General features: G+C 62.4%; 23 protein-coding genes and 1 tRNA gene. 4 read left to right on the top strand and 20 right to left on the bottom strand.

All coding sequences use genetic code 11. The features are described 5' to 3' along the window. Positions 1–195 precede the first annotated feature (195 nt). Both NKJ81_RS03380 and NKJ81_RS03375 read left to right on the top strand, forming a co-directional pair. A complete protein-coding gene (locus tag NKJ81_RS03380; protein ID WP_352539631.1) occupies positions 196–1,194 on the top strand; it encodes a heparan-alpha-glucosaminide N-acetyltransferase in 999 nt (332 codons plus the stop codon). Positions 1,195–1,210: 16 nt separating this feature from the next. Then, the gene (locus NKJ81_RS03375; protein ID WP_352470249.1) at positions 1,211–1,717 is read left to right on the top strand and encodes a methyltransferase family protein; all 507 of its coding nucleotides are present in this window, start codon (positions 1,211–1,213) and stop codon (positions 1,715–1,717) included. Between the two features lie 18 nt (positions 1,718–1,735). Here the strand turns inward: NKJ81_RS03375 and NKJ81_RS03370 are convergent, their stop codons facing one another. The 4 genes from NKJ81_RS03370 to NKJ81_RS03355 form a co-directional block, all read right to left on the bottom strand. Beyond that, complete coding sequence (locus NKJ81_RS03370) at positions 1,736–2,122, bottom strand: MerR family transcriptional regulator (RefSeq protein WP_023676566.1); 387 nt, start codon at positions 2,120–2,122, stop codon at positions 1,736–1,738. A gap of 139 nt (positions 2,123–2,261) precedes the next feature. Next, positions 2,262–3,659: a magnesium transporter gene (mgtE, locus tag NKJ81_RS03365; protein ID WP_502894205.1), complete on the bottom strand. Its 1,398-nt coding sequence runs from the start codon at positions 3,657–3,659 to the stop codon at positions 2,262–2,264. 351 nt (positions 3,660–4,010) lie between these two features. Then, positions 4,011–4,493, bottom strand: coding sequence for an SRPBCC family protein (locus NKJ81_RS03360; RefSeq protein WP_254818127.1), 483 nt, complete (start codon positions 4,491–4,493; stop codon positions 4,011–4,013). Then, a complete protein-coding gene (locus NKJ81_RS03355) occupies positions 4,490–4,807 on the bottom strand; it encodes an ArsR/SmtB family transcription factor (protein WP_352539630.1) in 318 nt (105 codons plus the stop codon). Before NKJ81_RS03355 ends, NKJ81_RS03360 begins: the two co-directional genes overlap by 4 nt. 346 nt (positions 4,808–5,153) lie before the next feature. On the opposite strand from NKJ81_RS03355, the gene NKJ81_RS03350 reads away from it, so the two are divergent. After that, positions 5,154–6,065 (top strand): phosphatase PAP2 family protein, encoded by a 912-nt coding sequence (locus NKJ81_RS03350; RefSeq protein WP_352539759.1) that lies wholly within the window; start codon positions 5,154–5,156, stop codon positions 6,063–6,065. A gap of 343 nt (positions 6,066–6,408) precedes the next feature. Here NKJ81_RS03350 and NKJ81_RS03345 read toward each other — a convergent pair whose 3' ends face one another. Continuing rightward, positions 6,409–7,476: a cyclic nucleotide-gated potassium channel gene (locus NKJ81_RS03345; protein ID WP_352539629.1), complete on the bottom strand. Its 1,068-nt coding sequence runs from the start codon at positions 7,474–7,476 to the stop codon at positions 6,409–6,411. Between the two features lie 473 nt (positions 7,477–7,949). After that, positions 7,950–8,034 (bottom strand) — tRNA-Leu (locus NKJ81_RS03340). A 175-nt stretch (positions 8,035–8,209) separates the two neighbouring features. Between NKJ81_RS03340 and lipB the strand changes: the two genes are divergently transcribed. After that, positions 8,210–8,953, top strand: a complete 744-nt coding sequence (lipB, locus tag NKJ81_RS03335) for a lipoyl(octanoyl) transferase LipB (RefSeq protein WP_352539628.1) — start codon at positions 8,210–8,212, stop codon at positions 8,951–8,953. 389 nt (positions 8,954–9,342) lie between these two features. Here the strand turns inward: lipB and NKJ81_RS03330 are convergent, their stop codons facing one another. The 14 genes from NKJ81_RS03330 to nuoH all read right to left on the bottom strand — a co-directional run bounded on the left by NKJ81_RS03330 (position 9,343) and on the right by nuoH (position 24,143). Beyond that, the gene (locus NKJ81_RS03330) at positions 9,343–10,026 is read right to left on the bottom strand and encodes an ABC transporter ATP-binding protein (protein ID WP_254818120.1); all 684 of its coding nucleotides are present in this window, start codon (positions 10,024–10,026) and stop codon (positions 9,343–9,345) included. Further along, positions 10,023–11,309, bottom strand: a complete 1,287-nt coding sequence (locus NKJ81_RS03325; RefSeq protein WP_352539627.1) for a lipoprotein-releasing ABC transporter permease subunit — start codon at positions 11,307–11,309, stop codon at positions 10,023–10,025. The genes NKJ81_RS03330 and NKJ81_RS03325 overlap by 4 nt, the downstream gene beginning before the upstream one ends. Then, positions 11,306–12,634: a proline--tRNA ligase gene (gene proS, locus NKJ81_RS03320; RefSeq protein ID WP_352539626.1), complete on the bottom strand. Its 1,329-nt coding sequence runs from the start codon at positions 12,632–12,634 to the stop codon at positions 11,306–11,308. Before proS ends, NKJ81_RS03325 begins: the two co-directional genes overlap by 4 nt. 560 nt (positions 12,635–13,194) lie before the next feature. Further along, complete coding sequence (locus NKJ81_RS03315) at positions 13,195–13,479, bottom strand: DUF1467 family protein (protein ID WP_352470241.1); 285 nt, start codon at positions 13,477–13,479, stop codon at positions 13,195–13,197. Beyond that, on the bottom strand, positions 13,476–13,880 hold the full coding sequence (gene mce / locus NKJ81_RS03310) for a methylmalonyl-CoA epimerase (protein ID WP_352539625.1): 405 nt from the start codon (positions 13,878–13,880) through the stop codon (positions 13,476–13,478). Before mce ends, NKJ81_RS03315 begins: the two co-directional genes overlap by 4 nt. A gap of 120 nt (positions 13,881–14,000) precedes the next feature. Then, the gene (locus NKJ81_RS03305; RefSeq protein ID WP_352450006.1) at positions 14,001–15,671 is read right to left on the bottom strand and encodes a ribonuclease J; all 1,671 of its coding nucleotides are present in this window, start codon (positions 15,669–15,671) and stop codon (positions 14,001–14,003) included. Between the two features lie 119 nt (positions 15,672–15,790). After that, the gene (locus NKJ81_RS03300) at positions 15,791–16,612 is read right to left on the bottom strand and encodes a biotin--[acetyl-CoA-carboxylase] ligase (RefSeq protein ID WP_352470240.1); all 822 of its coding nucleotides are present in this window, start codon (positions 16,610–16,612) and stop codon (positions 15,791–15,793) included. Positions 16,613–16,616: 4 nt separating this feature from the next. Next, positions 16,617–18,053, bottom strand: a complete 1,437-nt coding sequence (gene nuoN / locus NKJ81_RS03295) for an NADH-quinone oxidoreductase subunit NuoN (RefSeq protein ID WP_352539624.1) — start codon at positions 18,051–18,053, stop codon at positions 16,617–16,619. 17 nt (positions 18,054–18,070) lie between these two features. Next, on the bottom strand, positions 18,071–19,576 hold the full coding sequence (locus tag NKJ81_RS03290; RefSeq protein WP_352539623.1) for an NADH-quinone oxidoreductase subunit M: 1,506 nt from the start codon (positions 19,574–19,576) through the stop codon (positions 18,071–18,073). After that, positions 19,576–21,549 carry an NADH-quinone oxidoreductase subunit L gene (gene nuoL, locus NKJ81_RS03285; RefSeq protein ID WP_352539622.1) on the bottom strand — a complete coding sequence of 658 codons (1,974 nt, stop codon included), beginning with the start codon at positions 21,547–21,549 and terminating at the stop codon, positions 19,576–19,578. Before nuoL ends, NKJ81_RS03290 begins: the two co-directional genes overlap by 1 nt. Positions 21,550–21,559: 10 nt before the next feature. After that, positions 21,560–21,868 carry an NADH-quinone oxidoreductase subunit NuoK gene (gene nuoK / locus NKJ81_RS03280; protein ID WP_023676620.1) on the bottom strand — a complete coding sequence of 103 codons (309 nt, stop codon included), beginning with the start codon at positions 21,866–21,868 and terminating at the stop codon, positions 21,560–21,562. Between the two features lies 1 nt (position 21,869). After that, on the bottom strand, positions 21,870–22,490 hold the full coding sequence (locus tag NKJ81_RS03275) for an NADH-quinone oxidoreductase subunit J (RefSeq protein WP_352539621.1): 621 nt from the start codon (positions 22,488–22,490) through the stop codon (positions 21,870–21,872). A 118-nt stretch (positions 22,491–22,608) separates the two neighbouring features. Beyond that, entirely contained in the window at positions 22,609–23,100 is a 492-nt protein-coding gene (gene nuoI, locus NKJ81_RS03270; RefSeq protein ID WP_023676622.1) for an NADH-quinone oxidoreductase subunit NuoI, read from the bottom strand. Continuing rightward, positions 23,100–24,143, bottom strand: coding sequence for an NADH-quinone oxidoreductase subunit NuoH (gene nuoH / locus NKJ81_RS03265; protein WP_352450011.1), 1,044 nt, complete (start codon positions 24,141–24,143; stop codon positions 23,100–23,102). The genes nuoI and nuoH overlap by 1 nt, the downstream gene beginning before the upstream one ends. Positions 24,144–24,145 lie beyond the last annotated feature (2 nt).

The raw sequence follows: 24,145 nt of genomic DNA, 5'->3' as shown, positions 1-24,145 counted from the left end.
CACCGCCAGCAGCCCGAGCGTCGCGAAAACCGCGCCCAGGCCGAAGAACGCCAGCACGCCGGCCAAAGGCTTTCCGGCTGTGGCCTAAAGCAGCCCTGATGCCGACCGGCGCCAACACGACGCAAGGTCCTGCTTCTTTTGACGGTGGCAACCGTGATAGTCGTCTTGCCGGGGCTGAATCAAGACAGCGAGACCATGAGCATCGACACGCCGACCGCAGCCGTTCAGGATCAACCGAAGTCGAAGCGCATCGCCGTTATCGACATTGCACGCGGCATCGCTTTGCTTGCCATGGCGAGCTATCATTTCACCTGGGACGTCGAATTCTTCGGCTACACCGATCCCGGCCTCACCGCCTTCGGCTGGTGGAAAATCTACGCGCGCTGCATCGCCTCGAGCTTCCTGTTCCTGGTCGGCATCAGCCTCTATCTCGCCCATGGCAAAAAAATCCGCTGGACCGGCTTCTGGAAGCGCTTCGCCATGGTTGCCGGGGCAGCGCTCGCAATATCGCTGGTCACCCGCATCGCCACGCCCGACGGCTTCATCTTCTTCGGCATATTGCATGAGATCGCGCTCGCCAGCCTGCTCGGCCTGGCGTTCCTGCGCCTGCCGGCGCTGCTGACGCTGCTTGTCGCCGTATTCGTCGTCGCTGCGCCTTTCTACCTGCGATCCGAAACGTTCGATCATCCGGCTTTGTGGTGGGTCGGCCTGTCGGCGACCAACCCGCGCTCCAACGACTACGTGCCGCTGCTGCCCTGGTTCGGCGCCGTACTTGCCGGCATCGCGGTTACCAAGCTCGCCGCCACCTCCGGCGCGCTGACGCGGCTGTCGGCATTGGCGCCCGGCCGCTGGGCAAATCCGCTGGTCTTCATCGGCCGGCACAGCCTTGCTTTCTATCTGATCCATCAGCCGGTGCTGATCGGCTCGGTCTGGCTGTTTTCGCAATTCATGCCGGCGCAGGCCGAAACCAGGGAGGTGCGTTTTCTGAAATCCTGCCAGATATCCTGCGAGCAGGCACGCGACACCGAGTTCTGCTCCAGCTATTGTGCCTGCATGCTGGACACTCTCCAGGGCGAAGCCTCGCTTGACCGGCTCTACAGCGACGACCAGTCCCCAGAGTGGAAGGCGCATATTGGCGAGCTCGCCGGCACCTGCACCGCCCAAACCGAGGCGGCGGAACCGGGAACGCGCTAATCGAGGGAGGACAATAATGAGCGACAGTCACCCGAAACCCATGCAGCAAAATCCTGGGCAGCCGAAGCTGGGGCACATCCCATGGCCGCCGCTGATCTATATCGCTGCCATCATCGTCAGCGTCGCGCTAGGGCTGTTCTATCCGCTGCCGTGGATCGGCGATCTTCTCGGCGACATCCTGTTCGCCGCCGGCCTTGTGGGGTTGGTGGCGGTTGCCGCGCTCTGGTTCACGGCAATCCGCACCATGATCCGCGCCAAGACGACGCTCAACCCGAACGGCGTGCCTGACCATCTGGTGACCACCGGACCCTTCGCCGTCAGCCGCAACCCGATCTACCTCGCCAACACGCTGCTGCTGGTCAGCCTCGCCTTTGTCACTGGGATCGCCTGGTTCCTGCCGCTGGCAGTCATCGCGGCGTTCCTGACGCAGAAGCTGACGATCGAGAGCGAGGAGAAGGTGCTGACGGCCAAATTCGGCAAGAAATACCGGGACTACGCCAAAAGGGTGCGGCGCTGGATTTGAGCCGAGGCTGACACCGGCTTAGGTGGTGACGCCGAGCTCCACCAGCCGCTCGACGCAGGATTCCTCGGCCTGGTCGAGCTCTGCCAGGGTCTCTTCGAGGTCGCGGCGTTTCTGGCGGAGATCCTCGCGCTTTTCCTCGATGCGCTTGATCATCAGTTTGAGCTGGCCTACCTCGCCGGGCGGCTCCCTGTACATCTGGATGATCTCGCGGATCTCGTTGATCGAGAAGCCGAGTCTTTTTCCCCGCATGATCTGGCGGATGAGATGCCGGTCCGACGGACGGAACAGCCGCGTGCGGCCGCGTCTTACCGGCTGCACCAGCCCTTCGTCCTCATAGAAGCGCAACGTCCGCGTCGACACGTCGAATTCGCGGGTCAGCTCCGTGATCGAATAATATTCCCGCATCGTCACTCCAATGCCCCGGCCACGCCGCGAGTTCCAACTGGCCGGCGCCGCCAGCGCCCAGGCGCGTACCAGAATCGGCGGACAAGGCACCTTTCAAAGCCTCGCATGGCATTTACGTAAAAGTCAATTGAGGTGACGTTCAGCGCACGCCGAACCACCATGTGGCGAGCCCGAGAAAGGCAAAGAAACCGACGACATCGGTGACTGTGGTGACGAAAACCGCCGAAGCCACAGCCGGATCGATCTTGAAGCGGTCGAGCAGCAGCGGGATAAGGATGCCCGCCAGAGCCGCCACGAACATATTGATGATCATCGCAGCCGCAATGATGCCGCCGAGATTGCGATCGTGGAACCAGGCAGCAGCCACGAGGCCGATCAGGATGGCAAAGATGATGCCGTTGATGAAGCCCACCCCGATTTCGCGGCGGATGATGCGGCCGGCATTGTAGATGTCGAGGTCCCTGGTCGCCAGCGCCCGCACCGTGACAGTCATGGTCTGCGAGCCGGCATTGCCGCCCATGCCGGCGACGATCGGCATCAGCACCGCCAGCGCCACGATATGCTCGATGGTGCGGTCGAACAGGCCGATCACCGAGGCCGCCAGGAAAGCCGTCAAAAGATTGACCAGCAGCCACGGCACGCGCGAGCGCGAGGTCGAAAAGATGCTGTCCGAGAGTTCTTCGTCGCCGACGCCGCCCATGCGCAGCAGATCTTCCTCGGCCTCCTGCTGGATGACGTCGACGACGTCGTCGATGGTCAGCACGCCGACCAGCCGCTCGTTCTCGTCGACGACGGCGGCGGACAGAAGATCGTATTGTTCGAATTCGCGTGCCGCCTCCTCCTGGTCCATGGTGGCCGGGATGGCATGCCTAGTCTCATGCATGACCTCTTCGACCTTGACCGAGCGCTTGGTACGCAGGATCTGGTCGAGGTCGATGGCGCCGAGCAGCTTGAAGCTCGGATCGATGACGAAGATCTGGCTGAAACGGTCGGGAAGATTGTTGTCCTCGCGCATGTAGTCGATGGTCTGGCCGATCGTCCAGAACGGCGGCACCGCGACGAACTCGGTCTGCATGCGGCGGCCGGCGGTCTCTTCGGGATAGTCAAGCGAACGCCGCAGCCTGATCCTCTCGGTGAACGGCAGCTGCGACAGGATCTCGTCCTGGTCCTCCTGGTCGAGGTCTTCGAGAATGTAGACCGCGTCATCGGAATCGAGATCCTGCACCGCCTGGGCGATCTGCGCATTGGGCAGACTGTCGACGATGTCGCGGCGGATCGCCTCGTCAACCTCGGTCAGCGCGGAAAAATCGAAATCCTTGCCCAGCAATTCGACCAGCGCGCGTCGCTGTTCCGGGTGCAGGGCCTCGAGCAGGTGGCCGAGTTCCGACTGGTGCAGATCGTCGACTTCGCGCTTCAGCGTCAGCGTATCGCGATCGGCGATCGCGGCACCGATCTGGGCGAGGAACGACGACAGGATGACGCCGTCCTCGTCATAGATGTCGGCGCGGCGCTCCTCGGCCGCCCGGGCGCCGGTCATCTGTTCGTCCTGGCCTTCCACCAGCGCCTCCCGCCATCGGATTTCCGGATAAGGTGCCTGTCAGGTCTAGACCATGATCCTGACAATCGGAATCGATTTTGCGAAAGGACCATGCACAACGACAAATTGCTACAGCGCCGTTCGCGCGTCCAAACGGTGCGGCGCATACCGGATGGTAGGAGGAGAGGACGTTCTACAAACCTGCGGCGCTGCAAACCTTCGCGGCGGCAGGTAAAGGGCAGCGTATCTCCCCGCCCCGGTCAACCAGATGGGCAGATCGACACTGATTCAAAAACGGCGAGGCCGAGGGTGCGACGGCCTCGCTGGATATTGGACTTAACGGCTTCCCGATCAGGCGGCGTGGCGCTTGGCCTCAGCCGCATAGCGGTCCAGGAGACCGCTCCAGCCACCCTCCGATTCGAAGGCCTCGCGCATCGCCTCTGCGGTTTCGCCCATGTTCTCCAGAAGCCTGTGCTCGAGTTCCACGCGCGTCGCGTTCTCGCCGAGCGCGACAAAGCGGATCTCGACTTCGGTCAGCAATGCCGGATCGTAGCGCCAGCCGGCTCCAATGCGCCAGGCGAGCGTCAGCCTCGACGGCGGATCCCAGGCGAGAACCTCGCCCCAATCGCATTGTGACCCATCCTCGCCGATCTCGTACCAGCGGCCGCCGGCTTTCGGTTCGATCACCGCGGTCGTCAGGGCGGATTTGCCGATCGAATGCGAAGCCGGCCACCAGCGCCCGAATCCTGTGGTGAACACATCGAACGCCTTGTCGAGCGGCACCTCCACGGTCACCGACTTCCTGACCGGCGCGGGCTTGATCATGGTCGTCATTTCCTCTTCTCCTTGCTGTTGTCGACTTCCCATTTGAAGGCGTCGAGCGCATCGCCCCACATGCGGTCAAGCCAGGCGCGCATCTCGCCGAGCCCATGCGGGTCGAGATGATAGATGTTGCTGGCACCTTTCGGCTCTGCGCGGACCAGCCGGGCTTCCTTCAAGACCTTGAGGTGCTGCGATACCGCCGGCTGCGAGACCGGAAGCACTCGCGTCAGATCGATGACCGAGCGTGGCCGATCGGCGATGAGCTCGAACACCTTTCGGCGCGTCGGATCGGCCAAGGCCACCATTCCTGCATAATCATAAATCATGACTTATGATAAGCTAAAACTTATGATATGTCAACTGAGGGCGTGGCGGGCCCGTGTTCAAGCAACCGGCCGGCTCGGCCCCGAGGCTCCGGGGCAATTCCTTCACGCGGGGGCATGGACAGCGATGCGGATGCAAGACTGCTCAGGGAATCGATCCACCGCATGCGGGCCGGCCGGCAAATGTCGACCACCGGCGAAAAGTAAACCTGGCGGCAAGGTTTTTACCTTACCGGTGTATGTGTCTCTCCGGCGAAACGTTAAGAACAGGTAAATTGGTTTGGCCCTAACCACGGAAGCCTCTCGCTACAGGCCCTCCGCCATATGGCAATTGCGCCTCTCCTTGTTCATGGCGACATACGTTTTAGGCGCATCTGCACTATATCCAGAAATATTCTATACGTCCGCCTTAATCTATTCTCACAAGTTTCTTGTTGGCATTCCGGTGTTGTTTATCGGTGGCGTCTGCTGTGCCGCGCTAATCCATGGCCGGCGGCAACCGGTTCGCTACGCACTGGATTTGGTTCAAGGGCGCTGGCGCGGTTGTCTGCTGGTGCTGCTGTTCTTCTTTGCCAGCTTGACCGCGTTCTCTACCTACAAGATCGCCATCCCGTCCGTCGTCCCATACTATGCCGACAACTGGTTGGCCGACGCTGATGAATGGCTGCACGGGATGCCGCCATGGGAGATCGTCCATAAGCTCGACAGCAACAATTGGTCGTTCGTCGTCTTCAACAGCTATGAAGTCATTTGGTTTTACCAGTGGTTCGGCGCCATCCTTTTCGTGTCGCTCTGGTCGGACGAGATTGCCCGCATCCGCTATCTCTGCGCAGCAGCGCTGACGTTGTCCGTCCTCGGAACGGTCTTGGCCGTGGCGCTGGCATCGGTCGGACCGGTTTACTACCACCACTTTGTCGGCGTGGATCGCTTCCACGGATTGAATGCGGCCCTGGACAGGCTGGACCATAGTTACATGGTGCGGGAACCCGCGGCATATCTCCTGATGGCTTACCAAAGCGGCCGGCCAAGTCTTGGCGGCGGCATCTCGGCCATGCCAAGCATGCATGTCGCCTTTGCCGCATTGAACGCCTATTTGCTGTCATCGATCAATCGCTGGCTTGGCGTTCTGGGTTGGACCTTTGCAGCCCTGATCCTGTACGGATCGGTGTTCACTGGCTGGCACTATGCCGTGGACGGCTACGCATCGATCGTTGTTGTGTCGGTGATTTGGTGGGCGACCGGACGCCTGGTGCGCGAATAGTTATGTGCGCTTGTCGATAGATGGCCATGCCTGCCGATGGCCACTTCGCATAAGCCAAACTCGCGACCGCAATCAGGCAAAAAGCACGTGCCCCGACAAGGACGCTCCCTGCCGTGCTCGAATTCAACGGGCAAGAGATTCCGCTTTCGAATTTGATGGTGCGGTCGAGATGCAGCGCCGCAACGCCTCCCGCGTTGATTTTAAGCCATTTTTCTACGATTCCGTGGCGACCTGTATTGAGGATGGTTCGGCAGCGGCAAAGCATGTAGTTCCGGCCAGCCACCATCGGCAGGCAGCTGGCAGCCTTGCCATCACATCCTCCTCTGACGAACACCTAGTACGGTCAACCCTTAGCTGCCGCGCCGCGCCGCTCGAGCGCGGTCTTGCGGATGGTTTCTGCGATCTCCGGGCTGCTGCTGCACAGCATCTGGAAATCCGCCGAGTGTAGCGACAGGAGTGAGACCACCGTTGTGGCGCTGACGGTCGCCGAGCGCGGTTCGCCGGTGATCAGCGCCATCTCGCCGAAGAAGGCGCCAGGGCCCAGATCCACCGGGTTCGGCGTCGCGACGCTGACGCGCCCCTCCACGACGAAGAACATCTGGTCACCGGTCTCGCCATTGCGGCAGATCACAGCGCCCGCCGGCACGACGCGAGGTCGTAATGCGCGCACGATCTCGACTAGTGTGGCCGGGCCGAGCTTCTGAAACAACGGCACGGCGGCGACCAATTGCCAATTGCGGACGAAATCCTCGCGACGGACTTCTTGATAAAAGCCGGTGGCAAGAATGCCAGCCCAGAGCGCGAAGATGCCGATGCCACTCATCATGACCGCCCCGGCAAGGACGCGGCCGGCGAAGCTTTCCGGAATAGCGTCGCCATAACCGGTGGTGGACAGCGTGACCACCGCCCACCACATTGCCTGGGGGATGCTGCCGAACTGTTGCGGTTGGACGTCGCGCTCGATGACATAGGCTGCGAGCGCAAAACCGAAAAGAACGATGCCGAAGACCGTGGCGACGCCGATCAGGTTGCGCGCTTCGTTGGTCAGGATTCTGCCCAGCAGCGGGAAGAAAGTTGAATCGCGCAGCGGTTTGAGCAGCCAGACAGCACAGTAGAGGCTCCGGTCGGGCGTGCCGACGAGCAGAAATGCGGCGAGTGGAACCAAAACCGCGAGCACATCAATGGCGATTGCCGGCGTCCTGTCCCGAACGTCTCCCGTCCGGCGCTTGAGCAGTTTCTCCGCCAATTCCAGGAGATAGACACCCCAAATGACCGCGAGCACGGCAGCCAAAGCCAGTCTGCTTCGTCCGGACATGTCCGGTATCGTGAGCGTAGCCACCGCCACAAGCCCAGTCGCAGCCAGCACCGCGTTGAGCAGCGCGTAAATTCTTAAGAAAGGCAGTACCGACATTCTATGCCCACGAGCGGATACTACCCGCCAGAATAGGATGCCTTCAAGGCAAGCGCAAAGGTGCTAATTCGATATGGAGATTACCGGGCCACCCTTGGTCGTCGCTGGACCATAGGCCATGAACCATCCGATCAGCGTCGAGATCGAGCTGCCCCTCGAACCACACCCAGCGCCGGCTCGTTCTCGGTTGGAACTTTGCAGCCCTGATCCTGTACGGATCGGTGTACACTGGCTGCCACCATGCCGTGAACGGCTACGCATCGATCGTTGTTGTATTTGTGATCTGGTGGGCAACCGGACGCTTGGTGCGCGAATAGTTTGCACGCCAACCGCATAGATGGCTCCGCGCGCCGATTGCTTCTTCACTGGGCCACATTCGTGATCGCAACCAGGCAAAAAGCCTCGCGCCCCGACAAGGACGCTCCCCGCCGTGCTCGAATTCAACGGGCTGGAGGTTCCGCTTTCGAATTTAATGGTGCGGTCGAGAAGACTCGAACTTCCACGGGTTGCCCCACAGCGACCTCAACGCTGCGCGTCTACCAATTCCGCCACGACCGCACGTGGTAGGAGCCGGAACCAACCGGCCCGCGGCGTGTAGCAAATCGTTTCCGGTGAAACAAGTGCGCGGCCAGCAATAATCGGCCGGACATCGGCATAACTCTTCAAGGGCCGAACGTGCCGGAACTGGACGTTTGTACCGATTGCCGCCATATGAGTGGCGAGACGAGATATCATGACAGAGCGCAGCCAGATCGCCACGTCGTTCCTGCCCTTGCCCGGCTCGGCGCCGGTCGAATGGCGCATCGAGCCCGGGCTCACCGCCTATCCCGATGCGCTCGCCGTAATGGAGGCGCGCGCCGAGGCAATCCGCAGCGGCGGCGCCGGCGAGATGGTCTGGCTGGTCGAGCACCCGCCGCTCTACACCGCCGGCACCAGCGCCCGCATCGAGGACCTGATCGAGCCGGACCGTTTCCCGGTCTTTGCCGCCGGGCGTGGCGGCGAATACACCTATCATGGGCCGGGCCAGCGCGTCGCCTACGTCATGCTCGACCTGAAGCGGCGGCGCGAGGATGTCCGCGCCTTCGTCGCCGCACTCGAACAATGGATCATCGGCTCGCTGGCCGCCTTCAACGTACGCGGCGAACGCCGCGAGGACCGCGTCGGCGTCTGGGTGGTTCGGCCGGACCGCCCCGCTTTGCCCGACGGCTCGGCGGCCGAGGACAAGATCGCCGCCATCGGCATCAGGCTGAGGCGCTGGGTGAGCTTTCACGGCATCGCCATCAATGTCGAGCCGGACCTTAGCCATTTCAGCGGCATCGTGCCGTGCGGCGTCCAGGATCACGGCGTCACCAGCCTTGTCGACCTCGGCCTTCCCGTAACCATGGCCGACCTCGACCTGGCGCTGAAATCCGCTTTCGAGGACGTGTTCGGGCCCGCCGCGGTGTCGCCTGTCGAAGTATCCCGCAAGGCCGGCTGAAACACTCGCCCAATGCCTGCGCCAATATGCGAAGGCGGCCCTCGCTCATCAGCATCGAGCCCGCCCTTGAGCTCAATCCTCACATCGCGCCGATCCAGATTGCCATGGAAATGAGGAACGTGCTCATGCACACCAGCGAGACGACATCCTGAACAAGATCGGTCATAACTCTCTCCTGTTGTTAGTATGTTCGTATTTTGTTCTAATTTTGTTCGAATGTCAACGATCGCAGTCCGGACGTCACCGGAATTTGCGCCCGGTCAATTCGACAGGGTTAAGAAAGGGTTGAGAGGGAAATGCCGAGCGTTTCGCGGCCGACAGGCGCGCGAAAGGCGGCGGGACGGCGCACGGCAGCTCGCAGGCCGTCATCGCCTCAATTGCAGCGCACCCTAAAGCGGCACGACCTTGCCGTCGGCGAGCGTCACGCGGCGGTCCATGCGCGAGGCGAGCTCGTGATTGTGGGTGGCGATGAGCGCCGCCAGGCCCGATTGCCGGACCAGCGCTGCCAGCGCCTCGAACACATAGGAAGCGGTCACCGGGTCGAGATTGCCGGTCGGCTCGTCGGCCAAAAGCACCAGCGGCGCATTGGCGACGGCACGCGCAATGGCGACGCGCTGCTGCTCGCCGCCGGAGAGCTCGGAAGGACGATGCTGCGCGCGCTTGCCGATCTGCATATAGTCGAGCAATTGCGCCGCCCGCTCGGCCGCCTCCTTGCGCGGCAGCCCTTTTATCAGCTGCGGCATCATGATGTTTTCCAGCGCAGAAAACTCAGGCAACAAATGATGGAACTGGTAGACGAAGCCGACATCGTTGCGGCGGATCGCCGTGCGTTCGTCGTCGGAAAGCCGGCCGCAGGCGCGCCCCGCCAGGATCACGTCGCCGGCGTCCGGTCGCTCCAGCAGCCCGGCAGTGTGGAGCAGCGTCGACTTGCCGGTGCCCGACGGCGCCACAAGCGCCACCATCTCGCCACGCTTCAGCGAAAAATCGGCGCCGTTCAGGATGGTCAGCTTGCGCGGCCCCTGTACATAGTGGCGTTCGACGCTCTTCAGCTCGATAATGGCCTCGGCCATCATTCGTACCTCAGCGCTTCGACCGGATCGAGCCTGGCAGCGCGCCATGCCGGAAACAGTGTCGCCAGGAATGACAGCGCCAAAGCCATGAGAACGACCGAGATCGTCTCGCTGGCATCCATGCGGGCCGGCAGCTGGCTCAGGAAATAAAGCTCGGGATTGAACAGCCGCTCGTTGGCCAGCCAGGAGAAGAACTGGCGGATGCGCTCGACGTTGAGGCAGATCACGATGCCGAGCAGCACGCCGGCGATAGTGCCGACAACGCCGATCGCAGCCCCGGTCATCAGGAAGATGCGCAGGATCGCGCCGCGCGTGGCGCCCATGGTGCGCAGGATGGCGATGTCGTGGCCCTTGTCCTTCACCAGCATGATCAGGCCCGAAATGATGTTGAGCGCCGCCACCAGCACGATCAGCGTCAGGATCATGAACATGACGTTGCGCTCGACCTGCAGCGCGTCGAAGAACGTCTTGTTACGCTCCCGCCAATCGACAAGGCTGATCGGCCGCTGCGCCGCCTCTTCGACCTTCGGCTTCAGCGCGTCGATATTGTCGGGATTGTCGGCGTAGATCTCGATCGTCTGCGCCCTTCCGTCCATGTTGAAGTAAAGCTGCGCTTCGGAAAACGGCATGTAGACGATGGAACTGTCATATTCCGACATGCCGACCTCGAAGATCGCGGTTATCGGATAGCCTTTCATACGCGGCGTCGTGCCGAGCGGCGTGATGTCGCCCTCGGGCGAGATCAGCGTGATGGTATCGCCGAGCACAAGGCCGAGATTTTCGGCCATGCGGCTGCCGATGGCGACGCCTTCGCCGGTGTCGAAGCCGACGATCGAGCCCTCCTTGATGTTGTTGGCGACGATGGTGATCTTGCCGAGATCCTCGCCGCGTATGCCGCGCACCAGCGCGCCGGTGCCGCCGCCGACATTGCCTTGCGCCAGCACCTGCCCGTCGATCAGCGGGATGGCGTATTTGACGCCGGGCACGCCGTTGATGCGGCCAGCGACCTGGGCATAGTCCTCCAGCGGCATGTCGAGCGGCTGCACGATCAGGTGCCCGTTGACGCCTAGGATGCGCGTCAGCAGTTCGGCGCGAAAGCCGTTCATGACTGCCATGACGACGATCAGCGTGGCGACGCCCAGCATGATGCCGAGGAAGGAGATCGAGGCGATCACCGAGATCACCGTCTCCTTGCGACGCGAGCGCAGATAGCGCCACGCCACCAAGCGTTCGAAGCCGGAAAAAGGCCCGGCGCCCGGTGGTCTTGCTGCCGCCGCTTCGTTCATGCGGCGGCACCGAAACGCTTTTTCACGTCGCCGATCGGCAGCGTCTCGCGCTCGCCGGTCCTGCGGTTCTTGATCTCGACCTCGCCGGCGGCGACACCACGCGGCCCGACGATCACCTGCCACGGGAGCCCGATCAGGTCGGCGGTGGCGAACTTGCCGCCCGGCCGCTGGTCGGTGTCGTCGTAGAGCACCTCCTTGCCGGCGGCGGCAAAGGCGGCATTCAGCTCGCCGCAGACGCGGTCGCATTCGGCATCGCCAGCCTTCATGTTGATCAGGCCGACATCGAACGGTGCCACCGCCTCCGGCCAGATGATGCCGTTATCGTCATGGCTGGCCTCGATGATCGCCGCGACCAGCCTGGACGGGCCGATTCCGTAGGAACCGCCAGAAACGAAATGATCCTTGCCGTCCGGCCCGGTCACCTTGGCGCCCATCGGCTTGGAATATTTGTCGCCGAAATGGAAGATATGCCCAACCTCGATGCCGCGCGCCGAGACCCGGTCGCTCGCGGGCACCTTCTCCCACGCCGCCTCGTCATGCATCTCGTCGGTGGCGGCATAGGGCGTCGTCCACGTCGTGACGATGCCGCCGATCTCGGCGTCGTTCGAAAAATCAGTGTCTGCGCCGGGCACTGCCAGCGAAAGATAATCGCGATGGCAGAACACCTGGCTCTCGCCGGTGTCGGCCAGGATGATGAACTCATGGCTGAGGTCGCCGCCGATCGGCCCGGTGTCGGCGCGCATCGGGATGGCCTGCAGCCCCATGCGCGTAAACGTCCTGAGATAGGAAACGAACATGCGGTTATAGGCGGCCTTGGCGCCTTCATAATCGAGGTCGAAGGAATAGGCGTCCTTCATCAGGAACTCGCGCGAACGCATGACGCCGAAGCGCGGGCGCACCTCGTCGCGAAACTTCCACTGGATGTGATAGAGGTTGAGCGGCAGGTCCTTGTAGGACTTGACATAGGAGCGGAAGATCTCGGTGACCATCTCCTCGTTGGTCGGCCCGTAGAGCATATCGCGGTCTTGCCGGTCCTTGATGCGCAGCATCTCCTTGCCGTAGTCTTCATAGCGGCCGCTTTCGCGCCACAGCTCGGCCGATTGGATGGTCGGCATCAGGATTTCGAGTGCGCCGGCGCGATTCTGCTCCTCGCGAATGATCCGGCAGACCTTGTCCAGCACCCGCTTGCCGAGCGGCAGCCAGGAAAAGCTGCCCTGCCCCTGCTGGCGGATCATGCCGGCGCGCAGCATCAGCCGATGCGAGACGATCTCGGCCTCGCGCGGATTTTCTTTGAGGATGGGCAGGAAATAGCGCGACAAACGCATGAACTGGTCCGTGAGAGAGGATGGCGGCGCCGGAATCGGCGCAGCGCAGGCTTGCTTGCCCCGGCTTCATAGCCATTTCATGGCGGAATGGAAACCCGGCCCAGGCGCTGCACAGGCGCCGCAATTGCCGCACGCGGCTTGCTGGGCGTTTCGCAAGCAACGCCTGCCGTACTATTGTGCACTGCAGCACGAGATTGCCTGTTTCTGGGCAAAATTCTTCGTGACATTTTCACCCGCCTTAGGCTAGTGTGCCCCCATAACCGAGAGGGTAGAGAAAAATCTGCCCTCCTACGCGGTCAAAGTCTTGGGAGGATGCGATCTAGGCGCGGTAACTCGCTGCCGCCGGACACCGGAAACAGATCGGACGCGTTTAAATTGCAAGGCCTCGCGCCTTGCATTTTTTTTGTGCAATCATCTGGTTAGCACGACGGATTACCAAACTACATGACGTTGCGTCAGCCCAAACCCGCCCCGGCCTTTACTTTGGGTTGACCTTGCTGGCTCAGCTTGATTTCAGAGCCTCGGCTAGGCTGGGATAGTCGGACACGATCGGTAGCCGGCTAATGCGCTGGGCTCTGGTTAAAATCCGGCACGATGTGCGGGATGTCGTCGATACCGAGGCCAAGCCCTCTCGTGATGCCGTAGAAGATACCCATGAGGACCAGCGTGGCGATCGTCGTGCGCAGCGCGGCGCGCAGCATGTGCGGTCCGCGCGGTGCGCTCGGAACCGTGCCAAGCGTCACGTCCCGATCCTCGTCCTGCGTCCGCATGCTGAACGGCAGGACGGCGAACAACACCACCCACCACGTGGCGAAGAACAGGGCGATAAACGAAACCCAACTCATGCTTGCTCCAGTTCGACCAGCGTGCCGAAGAAATCCTTGGGGTGCAGAAACAATACCGGCTTGCCATGTGCGCCGATCTTCGGATTGCCGTCGCCGAGCACGCACGCGCCGCTGGCCTTGAGACGGTCGCGCGCCGCAACAATGTCATCCACCTCATAGCAGACATGGTGCATGCCGCCGGACGGATTCTTCGCGAGGAATGCGGCGATCGGCGAGGCTTCGCCGAGCGGCTCGAGCAACTCGATCCTGGTGTTGCCGACATCGACGAACACCACCGTAACGCCATGCTCCGGCAGCGCCTGCGGCGCGGTCACGCGCGCGCCAAGCGTATCGCGATAGACCGCCGCAGCCGCGGCCAGATCCGGCACCGCAAGCGCGACATGGTTGAGGCGTCCGAGCATAGAGTGCTCCCGGTTAGGGGAGTAGGGGAATAGGGGAGTACGGGAGTACGAAAAACAAGTTTGGAGAGTGCAAACTATCTGTTCTTCCCTACTCCCCTACTGCCATACTCCCCTACTCCCTCATCTTGTGACGAACACCGTCACCAGCGGCTTCTTGCCCCAGGCTTCGTTGGCCGCGCCGCGCACCGCGCGCCGCACCGCCTCCTGGACCAGGTCGAGGTCTTTTCGGCGCTGGCGGGGGATGGAGTCCACGGCGCCGATTGCCGCATCGATCATCAGGTCTTCCAGGCTCTCACCGCTGCCGTCGGCCTCGGCGACGCCGATGGCGACCAGATCGGGATCGCCGGCAAGCTCGTATTTGTCGTCGAGCACGACATTGACGGCGACATGGCCGGCAAAGGACAGCTTGCGGCGGTCGCGAATGCCCATCGCCTGGTCGGTGCCGATCAGCCTTCCATCCTTGTAGATGCGGCCGAACGGCACCTGGTCGATGATGGCGGCGGCACCCGGATACAGCCTGAGCATGTCGCCGTCGCGCACCTGCGCGACCTGGCCGATACCGGACGTCGACATCAGCGAGCCCTGCGCCACCAGATGCGCCGCTTCGCCATGCACGGGAACGCCGATCTGCGGCCGCACCCATTCATACATCTTGCGCAATTCGCTGCGGCGTGGATGGCCGGAGACATGCACCAGCGCATCGCCGTCCTCGATGATCTTGATGCCGAGATCGATCAGGCGGTTCTTGATTTCGAGGATCGCCTTCTCGTTGCCGGGAATGGTGCGCGAGGAAAACACCACCGTGTCGCCGGCCGTCAGCGCCACCGACTTCATCTCGTCGCGCGACAGCTTGGCAAGTGCGGCAAGCGGCTCGCCCTGGCTGCCGGTGCAGATGATGACGAGGTTTTCGCGCGGGATGAAGCCGTAATCCTCCTCGGCGATGAATTCCGGCAACCCGTCCATATAGCCGAGTTCATCAGCCACATCGATGACTCGCTTCATCGAGCGGCCAATCACCAGGCACTGGCGGCCGGCATCCCGCGCCGCCTTGGCGATGGAGACGATACGCCCGACATTGGAGGAGAAGCTGGTGACGGCGACCCGGCCCTTGGCGTTCTGGATGACGCTCTTGAGGCCCTCGCCCACCGCCACTTCGGACGGCGATTCCCCTTCCCGCATCGCATTGGTGGAATCGCAGACCAGCGCCAGCACGCCCTTGTCGCCATAGGCTCGGAAGCGCGCCTCGTCGGTCATCGGCCCGACCGTCGGCGCCGGATCGATCTTCCAGTCGCCGGTATGGATGACGACACCGGCCGGCGTCGTGATCGCCAGCGACATCGGTTCGGGAATGGAGTGCGCAACAGGGATGGCCTCGATCTCGAACGGGCCAACGGTGAATTTCTCGCCGGCCCGGTAGATCGTCACCGGGATCTTCGGCGCCCCTTGCTCGCCCTGCCGCTTGGCTTCCAGCAGGCCGGCGCTGAACGGCGTCATCCACACCGGCGCCTTGAGCTTCGGCCAGATGTCGTGGAGCGCGCCGTAATGGTCCTCATGCGCATGGGTGATGACGATGCCGCGCAGATTGGCGACATTCTCCTCGATGAAGCGTGTGTCGGGCAGAACCAGGTCGACGCCGGGCAGGGTTGCATCGGGAAAGGTGACGCCGACGTCGACCACGATCCATTCGCGCGCATTGGCCGGTCCATAGCCGTAGAGGGCAAAGTTCATGCCGATCTCGCCGACACCGCCGAGCGGCACGAAGACAAGTTCGGCGTTTTCCGCTGTCGCCATGGTCTTTCCTTCCTTGCCGGTCAAAATTGCGGGCCGGTCAAAATTGTCGGCCGGTCAAAATTGTCGGCCGGTCAAATTCAAGCTGGTCAAATACCTGGCCAGTCAAACGTATTGGCCGGTCAAACGCCGGCCGAGGCAACCGCGCCGAAATGCACGTCGCCGGCGGCGATCGTCAGAACCGAACCTTCATCGTCGCGGATCACGAAACGGCAGTCCTCGTCAATGGTCTCGAAGGTGCCGCGCACCACATTACCGTCAATTCTGACAGCAACCTGCCCGCCAAGCCCCGCCGCACGCGCCAGCCACCGCCGCCTGACGGCGGCAAGCCCACGCCCTTCGTTCCACAGCCGCGCATTCTCGCTCCAGGCATCCGACAGCGCCAGAAACAGCGTCTCGGCATCGCAAGCAGACCCCAGCGCGCTGAGCGACGTCGCTGGATAAGGCAAATCCTTGGGATAAGCCACCACGTTGACGCCGATACCGACAGCCACCGCCGAACGGTCGCCATCCAGCATCGCCGATTCCAGCAGGATGCCGGCGAGCTTGGCGCCCGAGGCAAGCACATCGTTCGGCCATTTCAGTTCGAAACGGTTCTTGCCTTGGCTCGCACCATCGAGGCCGATCCCGATCCTGCCCTTCGGCACGACAGCGTCGAGCGCGTCGGCCAGCGCCAGTCCGGCAACGAAGCCGAGCGTCGCGGCAAGCCGAAGCTCGGTGTTGGTGATCACCAGCAGCGTCGCTGCCAGATTGCCCTCGGGCGTCGCCCAGGCGCGGCCACGGCGGCCACGCCCGGCTTCCTGCTTTTTTGAGACGACCCAGAGTTTGCCCGGATCGCCGGCCCGCGCGTGCTCCAGCGCCAGCGCATTGGTGGAGCCGACCGTGTCGTGCGCCTCGAGCCGGAACCCGTCCGAAGCCGCGGTTGGAGCCAGCCTGAACGTCATTCCGTCAGAAGAAGGTCTTGGCTGCGGCAGCGGCGTAGGTTCCGATCGGGCCGCCGATCAGCACGTAGAACAGCACGAAAGCGCCGCAGGCGCCGAGTACGACGCGCAGTTCGGTCGCCATCGGCACGAAGCCGCCGACCGGTTCGTCGAACCACATGATCTTGATGATGCGCAGATAATAATAGGCGCCCACCACAGACGCCAGCACGCCGATGATCGCCAGCGCGTAGAGGTTGGCATTGATGGCGGCGAGGAACACGTACCATTTCCCCCAGAAGCCGGCGAGTGGCGGGATACCGGCCAGCGAGAACATCAGGATGGTGAGGATCGTCGCCATGATCGGATTGGTTGCCGACAGTCCGGCGAGATCGCTGATCTGCTCGACATTGCCCTCCTTGCGCCGCATGGCGAGGATGAAGGCGAAGGTGCCGAGCGTCATCACCAGATAGATCAGCATGTAGATGGCGACGCCGCGCACGCCGTCCTGGCTGTTCGCGGCAAGGCCGACCAGCGCATAACCCATATGACCGATGGAGGAATAGGCCATCAGCCGTTTGATGTTGGTCTGGCCGATGGCCGCAAAGGCACCAAGCGCCATCGAGGCGATCGAGATGAAGACGATGATCTGCTGCCAGTCGGCGGCGATCGGCTTGAAGGCGCCCATGGTGACGCGCACCATCAGCGCCATTGCCGCCATCTTCGGTGCCGCCGCCAGAAAAGCCGTCACCGGCGTCGGCGCGCCCTCATAGACGTCGGGCGTCCACATATGGAACGGCACCGCCGAGATCTTGAAGGCAAGGCCGGCCAGCACAAAAACCAGGCCGAAGACGAGGCCGAGCTGGCGCTCGCCGCCGCTCAGCGCCGCGGCGATCTCCTGGAAGCCGGTGTTGCCGGTGTAGCCGTAGACCAGCGAGATGCCGTAAAGCAGCATGCCCGACGACAACGCGCCAAGGACGAAGTACTTCAGCCCAGCCTCGGTCGAGCGCAGATTGTCGCGGTTGATCGCCGCCAGCACGTAGATCGCCAGCGATTGCAGCTCGAGGCCGAGATAGAGCCCGATCATGCCGTTGGCCGAGATCATCAGCATCATGCCGAGCGTGCAGAGCAGGATCAGCACCGGATATTCGAACTTGTCGAAACGCTCCGCCTGGGCAAAGCGGACCGACATGACCAGCGTCACCGCCGAGCCGATCAGCGCCAGCACCTTCATGAAGCGGGCGAATGGGTCCTGGATGAAGGCTTCGCCATAGGCATTGCCCTGCCCTGGGGAAAAGATCAGCCAGGCGCCGGCGATCACCAGCACGGCAACAGCAAGGCCGCTCACCGTGACAGTGGTGTTGGCGCGCGAATAGGCGCCGAGCATCAACAGCGCCAAGGCGCCGATGGCGAGGATCAGCTCTGGCGTCGAGAGCGACAGGCTTGAGAGAAGGTCCGGCGTCATGGTTCGCAAACCCCCAGTCAGTTCGCCGCCGCGGTCTGCGCGGCGCCGATGGATGCGGTGACATTGGTAACGAGCGCCTTGACCGATTCGGCGGTCGCGTCGAAGATCGGCGCCGGATAGACGCCGAAGAAGATGACCAGCGCGACCAGCGGATAGATGATCACCTTCTCGCGCGTCGACAGGTCGAGCAGGCCTTTCAGGCTTTCCTTGGTCAGCGCGCCGAAGATCACCTTGCGGTAGAGCCAGAGCGCATAGGCCGCCGAAAGGACGACGCCGGTGGCGGCGAAGAACGCCACCCAGGTGTTGACCCGGAACACGCCGAGCATGGTCAGGAACTCGCCGACGAAGCCGCTGGTGCCGGGCAGGCCGACATTGGCCATGGTGAAGATCATGAACACGGTTGCATATTTCGGCATGTTGTTGACCAACCCGCCATAGGCGTCGATGTCACGCGTGTGCATGCGGTCGTAGACGACGCCGACGCAGAGGAACAGCGCGCCGGAGACCAGGCCGTGCGACAGCATCTGGAAGATCGAACCCTGGACGCCTTCCTGGTTCATCGCGAAGATTCCCATGGTGACGAAGCCCATGTGAGCGACCGACGAATAGGCGATCAGCTTCTTCATGTCCTCCTGCATCAGCGCCACCAGCGAGGTGTAGATGATGGCGACGACGGAAAGCGTGAAGATCAGCGGCGCGAACATTTCGGATGCGATCGGAAACATCGGCAGCGAAAAACGCAGGAAGCCGTACCCGCCCATCTTGAGCAGGATGGCGGCCAGGATCACCGAGCCGGCCGTCGGCGCCTCGACATGTGCGTCCGGCAGCCAGGTATGCACCGGCCACATCGGCATCTTCACCGCGAAGGACGCGAAGAAGGCAAGCCATAGCCAGGTCTGCATATTGGCTGGGAAGTTATGCGTCAGAAGCGTCGGGATATCGGTGGTGCCGGACTGGAAGAACATCGCCATGATGGCGAGCAGCATCAGCACCGAGCCGGCCAGCGTATAGAGGAAGAACTTGAACGAGGCATAGACGCGCCGCTTGCCGCCCCACACGCCGATGATGATGAACATCGGGATCAGGCCGGCTTCGAAGAAGACGTAGAACAAGACGATGTCGAGCGCGCAGAACACGCCGATCATCAGCGTCTCGAGCAGCAGGAAGGCGATCATATAGGCCCTGACGCGCTTCTCGATCGATTCCCACGAGGCGAGGATGCAGAGCGGCATCAGGAAGGTGGTCAGGATGACGAACAGCATGGAGATGCCGTCTACGCCCATATGGTAGGAGATGCCGGAATCCAGCCAGGCAAACTTCTCGACGAACTGGAAGCCGGGCTGCGAATTGTCGAAGCCGGTCCAGATAAACAGCGAAACCACGAAGGTGAACGCAGTCGTGAACAGCGCGATGGCGCGGATGTTGCGGCGCGCGTTCTCGCTGTCGTCACGCACGAAAAGGATGAGAAGCACACCAACCAGCGGCAGGAAGGTGACCAGCGATAGGATCGGCCAGGCGGTCATCAGAGCATCATCCAGGTGACGAGTGCGGCAACGCCGATCAGCATGGCGAAGGCATAGTGATAGAGGTAGCCGGTCTGCAGCTTGACGACCCGGTTGGTGACGTCGACGACGCGCGCCGAAATGCCGTCCGGCCCGAGCCCGTCGATGACGGTGCCGTCGCCGGTCTTCCACAGGAAGCTGCCGAGGCGCTTTGCCGGCCGCACGAACAGGAAGTCGTAGAGCTCGTCGAAATACCATTTGTTGAGCAGGAAGGCGTAGAGCAGGCGATGGTTGGCGGCGACGCTCCGAGGCATTTCCGGCGCGCGAATATAGAACTGCCAGGCAATCGCAAAGCCGATCAGCATGGCGATGAACGGTGACAGCTCGACCCACAACGGCACTTCGTGGATTTCGTGCAGGATGTGGTTGTCCGGCAGCGTGAACAGCGACGCCTTCCAGAATTCGGCATAGCCCTCGCCAATGAAGGCGCCGTGGAAGATCACGCCGGCGAACAGCGCGCCCGCCGCCAGGATGAACAGCGGTACCAGCATGACCGGTGGCGATTCATGGACATGGTGCATGACCTCGTGGCTGGCCCGCGGCTCGCCGTGGAAGGTCATGAAGATCAGCCGCCAGGAGTAGAAGGAGGTGAAGCAGGCAGCAATGACCAGCAATATGAAGGCAAACGCGGCTACCGCATTGTGGCCGGCGAAGGCCGCTTCGATGATGGCGTCCTTGGAAAAGAAGCCGGCCGTGCCGATGATCGTTACCGGAATGCCGACACCGGTCAGCGCCAGCGTGCCGATCACCATCATCCAGTAAGTCGTCGGGATCAGCGTCCTCAGGCCGCCCATTTTGCGCATGTCCTGCTCGTCGGAGACGGCGTGGATGACCGAGCCCGAGCCGAGGAATAGCAGCGCCTTGAAGAAGGCGTGGGTGAACAGATGGAAAATCGCTGCGCCATAGGCGCCGACGCCGAGCGCCACGAACATGTAGCCGAGCTGCGAACAGGTCGAATAGGCGATGACGCGCTTGATGTCGTTCTGGACGAGACCGACGGTCGCCGCGAAGAAGGCGGTGAAAGCGCCGATGAAGGTGACCACCGTCAGGGCCGAATGCGACAGCTCGAACACCGGCGACAACCGCGCCAGCATGAACACGCCTGCCGTCACCATGGTGGCGGCATGGATCAGTGCCGAGACCGGCGTCGGGCCCTCCATGGCATCCGGCAGCCAGGTGTGCAGCGGCACCTGCGCCGACTTGCCCATGGCGCCCATGAACAGAAGCAGGCAGACGACCGTCATCGCAGCCTGCCTGTCGAGTGCATAGCCGAGGAAGGTCAGCACGGCCGCACCTTGCGGCGCGCCTTCCGCCGGAATGAACGTCGCCGCATTGGCGAAGATGGTGCCGAGATTGACCGAGCCGAACAGCACGAACACGCCGAAGATGCCGAGCGCAAAGCCGAAATCGCCGACGCGGTTGACGACGAAGGCCTTGATTGCAGCCGCATTGGCCGAAGGCTTCTTGTACCAGAAGCCGATCAGCAGATAGGAGGCAAGGCCGACGCCTTCCCAGCCGAAGAACATCTGCACGAGGTTGTCGGCCGTCACCAGCATCAGCATGGCGAAGGTAAACAGCGACAGATAGGCGAAGAAGCGCGGCCGGTCCGGATCGTGATGCATGTAGCCGATCGAGTAGATATGGACCAGCGACGACACCGTGTTGACGACGACCAGCATGACCACCGTCAGCGTGTCGATCCTGAGCGCCCAGGACGCCTCCAGCCCGCCCGACTGGATCCAGCGCATCACCGGCACGGTGAACACCTCGCCGCCGCCGAAGCCGACCGAGAAGAAGGCGACCCACGACAGCACAGCCGCGATCACCAGGAAGCCGGAGGTGATGTATTCTGAAGCCTTGGCGCCGAGCGAACTGCCGAACAGGCCGACGATCAAGAAGCCGAGCAGCGGAAGGAAGACGATGGCCTGATACATGGTGGTTCCGTCAACCCTTCATCATGTTCACGTCTTCGACCGCGATCGAGCCGCGGTTGCGGAAGAAGACGACGAGAATGGCAAGGCCGATCGCCGCTTCGGCCGCCGCGACCGTCAGCACGAACAGTGCGAACACCTGGCCGACCAGGTCGCCGAGCGCCGCCGAAAAGGCGACGAAATTGATGTTGACCGCAAGCAGGATAAGCTCGATCGACATCAGGATGACGATGACGTTCCTGCGGTTCAGGAAGATGCCGAATACGCCGAGCGTGAACAGGATCGCCGATACGGTCAGGTAGTGCGCGATGCCGACGACCATCTCAGACTCCTTCGCCCGTCTTGACCTTGCGGATTTCCACTCCGGTTGCCGCCGTGCGGCCGACCTGGGCGGCGATCGACTGCCGCTTGACGCCCGGCTTGTGGCGCAGCGTCAGCACGATGGCGCCGATCATGGCGACCAGCAGCACCAGCCCCGCCACCTGGAAGTAATAGAGGTAATCCGTATAGAGGATGTCGCCGAGCGCTGCCGTGTTCGAGCGCGCGGCCAGGTCCGGAATGGGCTTGGCGACCGTCGCCGCCAGTTTCGGCACGAATGTATAGCCGCCGAGCACCACGATCAGCTCCGCCGCCAGGATCAGCCCGACCAGCGCGCCGATCGGTGCATATTGCAGGGCGCCTTCCTTCATTTCGGCGAAGTCGACGTCGAGCATCATGACGACGAACAGGAACAGCACCAGCACCGCGCCGACATAGACGACGAGCAGGATCATCGCCAGGAACTCGGCGCCGGTCAGCATGAACAGGCCGGCGGCGTTGAAGAAGGTCAGGATCAGGAACAGCACCGAATGCACGGGATTGCGCGCCGATATGACCATGAACGCCGATGCCACCGCGACAAAGGCGAAGAGGTAGAAAAAGGCCGCCTCTAGTCCACTCAGCATGGGTTCCCCCGGGTTTCCTGTCAGAACAGGACGTTCGTCCTGTTTTTTGCCACCGCCTCCGGTCGGCAAGTTGCGTGTTCCTTAAACGAGGCCCCTCGCCCCGTCCATGCGTCAAATATCAGCGGTAAGGCGCATCCAGCGAGATGTTGCGCGCCAGTTCACGCTCCCAGCGGTCGCCATTGGCCAGGAGCCTGTCCTTGTCGTAATAAAGTTCCTCGCGCGTCTCCGTCGCGAACTCGAAATTCGGCCCCTCGACGATGGCGTCGACCGGGCAGGCTTCCTGGCAGAAGCCGCAATAAATGCATTTCACCATATCGATGTCGTAGCGCACGGTGCGCCGCGTGCCGTCATTGCGGCGCGGGCCGGCCTCGATGGTGATGGCCTGCGCCGGGCAGATCGCCTCGCACAATTTGCAGGCGATGCAGCGTTCCTCGCCGTTCGGATAGCGGCGCAGCGCATGCTCGCCGCGGAAGCGCGGGCTGACCGGCCCCTTCTCATGCGGATAGTTGATCGTCTCCTTCGGCGCGAAGAACTGGCGCATCGACAGGAAGAAAGCGCTGACGAAATCCTGCAAAAGCAGTGACTTGGCGGCCTGGGATAATGCTGACATCACGCAAACCCCGTGAGTTTGAGGAAGGCGGCGGTGGCGACCACCATGAACAGCGAGATCGGCAGGAACACCTTCCAGCCGAGCCGCATCAGCTGGTCGTAGCGGTAGCGCGGCACGAACGCCTTCACCATGGAGAACATGAAGAACACCAGGCAGACCTTGAGCACGAACCAGATCAGCCCCGGCACCCAGGTGAACGGCGCGAAGTTGAAGGGCGGCAGCCAGCCGCCAAGGAACAGGATGGTGGCCAGCGCGCACATCAGGACGACGGCGACATATTCGCCGAGGAAGAACAACAGGAACGGCGTCGAGGAATATTCGACCATATGGCCGGCGACAAGTTCCGATTCGGCTTCCACAAGGTCGAAGGGCGGCCGGTTGGTCTCGGCCAACGCCGAGATGAAGAAGACGATGAACATCGGGAACAGCGACAGCCAATGCCAGTCGAGGAAGGTGTTGGGCAGGCCGAGCCGCGTGCCCAGCCCGTCCTGCTGCGACAAGACGATGTCGGACAGGTTGAGCGAGCCGACGCAAAGCAGCACGGTCACGATGACGAAACCGATGGAGACTTCGTAGGACACCATCTGCGCCGCCGAGCGCAGCGCGCCGAGGAACGGGTATTTCGAATTGGACGCCCAGCCGCCCATGATGACGCCATAGACCTCGAGCGAGGAGATGGCGAAGACATAGAGGATGCCGACATTGACGTTGGCGATCGCCCAGCCTTCATTGACCGGTATGACCGCCCAGGCAGAGATCGCCAGCACCGCCGACACCAAGGGCGCCAGCAGGAAAACGCCCTTGTTGGCGCCGGACGGGATCACCGGCTCCTTGAAGACGAATTTCAGCAGATCGGCGAAGGCCTGCAGCGTGCCCCACGGGCCGACGACGTTCGGTCCGCGGCGCAATTGCACCGCCGCCCAGATCTTGCGGTCGGCGTAAAGCACATAGGCGACGAAGATCAACAGAACGACGATCAGCACGACCGACTTCAAAAGGATCAGCAGCGCCGGCAGCACGTAGAAGGAGAAGAAGGTGTCCATGT

It is taken from the genome of Mesorhizobium sp. M0018 (assembly GCF_040323955.1).
In the GTDB taxonomy this organism is placed as follows: Bacteria; Pseudomonadota; Alphaproteobacteria; order Rhizobiales; family Rhizobiaceae; genus Mesorhizobium.
This window is presented reverse-complemented; position numbering and strand designations above follow the sequence as displayed.

What these genes read in the sequence shown, in the direction of transcription:
- nuoI (WP_023676622.1), bottom strand. Translation starts at nt 23,100, where the DNA reads ATGTCAGCATTATCCCAGGCCGCCAAGTCACTGCTTTTGCAGGATTTC.
- NKJ81_RS03360 (WP_254818127.1), bottom strand. Translation starts at nt 4,493, where the DNA reads ATGACGACCATGATCAAGCCCGCGCCGGTCAGGAAGTCGGTGACCGTG.
- NKJ81_RS03375 (WP_352470249.1), top strand. Translation starts at nt 1,211, where the DNA reads ATGAGCGACAGTCACCCGAAACCCATGCAGCAAAATCCTGGGCAGCCG.
- NKJ81_RS03345 (WP_352539629.1), bottom strand. Translation starts at nt 7,476, where the DNA reads ATGTCGGTACTGCCTTTCTTAAGAATTTACGCGCTGCTCAACGCGGTG.
- nuoL (WP_352539622.1), bottom strand. Translation starts at nt 21,549, where the DNA reads ATGTATCAGGCCATCGTCTTCCTTCCGCTGCTCGGCTTCTTGATCGTC.
- mce (WP_352539625.1), bottom strand. Translation starts at nt 13,880, where the DNA reads ATGCTCGGACGCCTCAACCATGTCGCGCTTGCGGTGCCGGATCTGGCC.
- NKJ81_RS03275 (WP_352539621.1), bottom strand. Translation starts at nt 22,490, where the DNA reads ATGCTGAGTGGACTAGAGGCGGCCTTTTTCTACCTCTTCGCCTTTGTC.
- mgtE (WP_502894205.1), bottom strand. Translation starts at nt 3,659, where the DNA reads ATGACCGGCGCCCGGGCGGCCGAGGAGCGCCGCGCCGACATCTATGAC.
- NKJ81_RS03325 (WP_352539627.1), bottom strand. Translation starts at nt 11,309, where the DNA reads ATGAACGAAGCGGCGGCAGCAAGACCACCGGGCGCCGGGCCTTTTTCC.
- NKJ81_RS03380 (WP_352539631.1), top strand. Translation starts at nt 196, where the DNA reads ATGAGCATCGACACGCCGACCGCAGCCGTTCAGGATCAACCGAAGTCG.
- NKJ81_RS03315 (WP_352470241.1), bottom strand. Translation starts at nt 13,479, where the DNA reads ATGAGTTGGGTTTCGTTTATCGCCCTGTTCTTCGCCACGTGGTGGGTG.
- nuoK (WP_023676620.1), bottom strand. Translation starts at nt 21,868, where the DNA reads ATGGTCGTCGGCATCGCGCACTACCTGACCGTATCGGCGATCCTGTTC.
- nuoH (WP_352450011.1), bottom strand. Translation starts at nt 24,143, where the DNA reads ATGGACACCTTCTTCTCCTTCTACGTGCTGCCGGCGCTGCTGATCCTT.
- lipB (WP_352539628.1), top strand. Translation starts at nt 8,210, where the DNA reads ATGACAGAGCGCAGCCAGATCGCCACGTCGTTCCTGCCCTTGCCCGGC.
- NKJ81_RS03370 (WP_023676566.1), bottom strand. Translation starts at nt 2,122, where the DNA reads ATGCGGGAATATTATTCGATCACGGAGCTGACCCGCGAATTCGACGTG.
- NKJ81_RS03305 (WP_352450006.1), bottom strand. Translation starts at nt 15,671, where the DNA reads ATGGCGACAGCGGAAAACGCCGAACTTGTCTTCGTGCCGCTCGGCGGT.
- NKJ81_RS03330 (WP_254818120.1), bottom strand. Translation starts at nt 10,026, where the DNA reads ATGATGGCCGAGGCCATTATCGAGCTGAAGAGCGTCGAACGCCACTAT.
- NKJ81_RS03355 (WP_352539630.1), bottom strand. Translation starts at nt 4,807, where the DNA reads ATGATTTATGATTATGCAGGAATGGTGGCCTTGGCCGATCCGACGCGC.
- NKJ81_RS03350 (WP_352539759.1), top strand. Translation starts at nt 5,154, where the DNA reads ATGGCGACATACGTTTTAGGCGCATCTGCACTATATCCAGAAATATTC.
- NKJ81_RS03300 (WP_352470240.1), bottom strand. Translation starts at nt 16,612, where the DNA reads ATGACGTTCAGGCTGGCTCCAACCGCGGCTTCGGACGGGTTCCGGCTC.
- nuoN (WP_352539624.1), bottom strand. Translation starts at nt 18,053, where the DNA reads ATGACGCCGGACCTTCTCTCAAGCCTGTCGCTCTCGACGCCAGAGCTG.
- NKJ81_RS03290 (WP_352539623.1), bottom strand. Translation starts at nt 19,576, where the DNA reads ATGACCGCCTGGCCGATCCTATCGCTGGTCACCTTCCTGCCGCTGGTT.
- proS (WP_352539626.1), bottom strand. Translation starts at nt 12,634, where the DNA reads ATGCGTTTGTCGCGCTATTTCCTGCCCATCCTCAAAGAAAATCCGCGC.